Annotated in this window: 2 protein-coding genes and 1 pseudogene; all 3 read left to right on the forward strand. The window is 42.2% G+C overall.

Annotated elements, in window-relative coordinates; translation table 11 throughout:
* Positions 1 to 189 (forward strand): annotated as a pseudogene (locus tag JF818_RS16420) (hypothetical protein); the annotation flags it as partial.
* A 227-nt stretch (positions 190 to 416) separates the two neighbouring features.
* Entirely contained in the window at positions 417 to 1,436 is a 1,020-nt protein-coding gene (locus JF818_RS10780) for an ABC transporter substrate-binding protein (RefSeq protein ID WP_198892019.1), read from the forward strand.
* Between the two features lies 1 nt (position 1,437).
* Positions 1,438 to 2,910, forward strand: a complete 1,473-nt coding sequence (locus JF818_RS10785; protein ID WP_198892020.1) for a sensor histidine kinase — start codon at positions 1,438 to 1,440, stop codon at positions 2,908 to 2,910.
* Positions 2,911 to 3,238: the final 328 nt, after the last annotated feature.

Below are 3,238 nucleotides of genomic sequence, written 5' to 3' on the forward strand. Positions count from 1 at the left end.
ATTCAGAGCAATAAGGAAAAGATCACAAAGACTGTAGATCGTTCTTTTGATACTAAGTTCTCATATCAGATAATCGATAATGGATTCTATTTTGCGAAAGGCAAAGAAATCATCTTCTATCCCATGCTTTCACCGGAACAACTGAAAGAAGTTGATTATGACTGGGGAAAGAGTGCTAATTTTTTCTAATATCCTGATGAGAAACGGTATCACCATTACTGAAAGAAGTGCATTGATGATGAGGTTCTGTTTGAGAACCTGAAGAACATTCTACTCCAGCGCTAATGAAGTAATATACATTAATTCGTTGTCCACAAGTATACCTGCAGGGGAGTCTACACCTCCCCTATTTTCCTTGTTAATTCTTATGTAGTGAATGTATAATAGGGTAACACTCGCGTATAAAGGTTCTTTTAATGTTTCATAACAATAAGCAAATCAGTAAGCAACTCCTTATCATCATTTCTCTCATCATCATAAGTTTTTTGGTCGGATGCGGTGCTCAAGAAGAGAAACGTTCTCAAACCATTGATGATGAAGGTATTATCGTTGGTTTTTCGCAGATAGGTGCTGAAAGCGCCTGGAGAACATGCAACACCCGCTCAGTACAGGAAGCTGCCGCTGAACGTGGCGTTCAGCTGGTGTATGACAATGCTGAACAGAAACAGGAGAATCAGATAAAGGCATTGCGTTCCTTTATTGCCTACCAGGTTGATGTAATCGTCTTTGTACCGATTGTTACCGATGGCTGGGATAATGTACTGCAAGAAGCCCATGATGCCGGAATTCCAGTTCTGGTTACCGACCGGAAAATCGATGTTGCAGATCCATCCTTATATGCAGGATTTATTGGAACCGATAGTCTGAAAGAAGGCAGAAATGCTGGATTATTTCTATTGGATAAATTCAAAAACGAACGTGAGCGTTTCGACAAAACCGGGGACCATATCAATATTGTGGAATTATTCGGTACAGAAGGTTCCTCGGTTGCGAACGGGAGAGCAGAAGGATTCAGGGAAGTCCTAGCAGGGCATCCTGAGTTCCAGATTGTGTATAGCAAATCGGGTGATTTCCTCCGTTCAAAGGGATACGAACTGGCGGTAGAATTTCTTGAGATGCATGACGATATCGATATAATTTATTCCCACAATGATGGAATGACCCTTGGAGCTATCGAGGCGATGGAAGAGAGAAGAATTGTGCCTGGTACTGACATCGTCATTGTCACCATTGATGCACAGCAGGCAGCCATTGATGCACTTCGTGAAGGAAAGGTTAATTGTGTCATCGAGTGCAACCCAAAAACCGGCCCTGAAATCATAGAACTTGCTGAGAAACTCGCCGCTGGAGAAAGTATTCCACGCCTGCAATATGTACATGAAGAAGTGTTCTATGAAACCGATGACCTCTCCCTCATAGAACCTCGTGGGTACTAGCATGAAAAATAAGATATCTATTGTTGATAAGATTTTTTCTGTGTTTAAAAGCAGAAGCATAAAAGAGAGAATCAAGATATCCTATGTGATCATCATCCTTCTGATGATCACTCCTCCCGTTATCACGGTTTTTTCGTTTGTAGTCCAGATGACCCGCTATGACCTGATCATAACCAATGTCAGCAAGGCTAACCGTCTCAACCAGACAGTAAAGGAGGATATCTCCAACGAGATTTGGGATATCGTTGCAGGAAACAAGAAATTCGATGAAGGCAACCAGTATGCCATCATAGATGGGATCAATGAGAGTCTGGATGACATCATGCGAACGACTGAAGAGCGAGAGAACCGACAGATGCTTGAGGTTGCCGGCCGGGCGGTCGATACGCTCAAGAGAAATGTCGACCGGCTGGGGAACCAGATGGCAAACCATTCTCTGGTAAGTGAAAATGAAGAAAGCCTCGATGAAATCAGAGGTGTTTCTGCCCTAATCTCAGACATCCTCCAGGATTTCATCGTTCGTGTTATAGAATCAGCAACGATCACAAATGAGCATCATAAGCGTATTACATTTGTACTCACGGTCATTCAGATTTTTACGGTATTCTTTGTTACGATCTTCGCTGTCTTTACCCAGCGTTCGGTGACAACCAGTATCAATGCGCCGATCACAAGGCTTGAGAATCTGTCGAAGAAGATTGCTGAGGGAGATTTTACTGCCAGGGTGAAGCTTCCCCAAGTGAGCGAGCTTGACGGTCTGACCGATAACCTGAATATCATGGCGGTAAAAATACAAGCCTTGATCGCAGAGAATGTTCGGGAACAACAAAACCTTCAGAAATCAGAGATGAAAGCCTTACAGGCCCAGATAACACCGCATTTTCTCTACAACACATTCGATACAATCGTCTGGCTTGCTGAAGAGAAGAAGAATGATCAGGTAATTGATATTACCCGCGCTTTTTCAAGCTTTTTCAGGATCTCTCTCAACAAGGGCAAAGACTTCCTCACGGTCAGTGAGGAGTTTGAACATGTCAAGAGTTATCTGACTATTCAGAAAATCCGATATAGGGACATCTTGGATTATGAAATCGAATACTCGCCAGAGATGGCAAAATGTCAGATTTTGAAGTTGGTGCTCCAACCTCTCGTTGAAAATGCATTGTACCATGGGATCAAGAACAAGAGAGGTCGCGGCTTCTTGTCGGTGAAGGGATGGCGTGAAAACAATCGCCTTTGTTTTTCCGTGGAAGACAATGGTATCGGGATGACGGAAGAGAAACTTGCAAATATCATGGAACAGATCAATGGTTCGGCCGACCCTGAGGATCTGAACAATGTGTATGGACTGTATAATGTTAACAAGAGACTGGAACTGTATTATGATACAAGCACGAAGCTGGAAATAACTAGTCGGTATAAGAAGGGCACAACCGTGTATTTCAGTGTTCCAGAGGTTGGATTCAATGTATAAGGTTTTTATTGCAGAGGATGAGATCGTAGTACGTGAGGGACTCAGAAACAGCATACAGTCTGGGACAGGCCCTTTTGTTCTCGTCGTTTTAGCATCTGATTGATAGTTGGCTTTTTCCTTTATTACTTTTGTTTACCCGCATATTCTGATTTCCTACTGTCTCTTTTTCACATCTCCCAGCCCACTTTACCATCTGCTATCTCCTTTCCCTTCTTTTTCTTTTTTTATACCCCCTCTTTCCTTTTTCTCTTCTCTTTTTTTTTCTTTTCTTTTTTCTCTTCTTTTTTTTTTTTCCTCCTTCTTTTCTCTTTTTTTCTTTTCTTTTTTC

The sequence above is a fragment of the Sphaerochaeta sp. S2 genome (assembly GCF_016406725.1).
In the GTDB taxonomy this organism is placed as follows: domain Bacteria; phylum Spirochaetota; class Spirochaetia; order Sphaerochaetales; family Sphaerochaetaceae; genus Sphaerochaeta.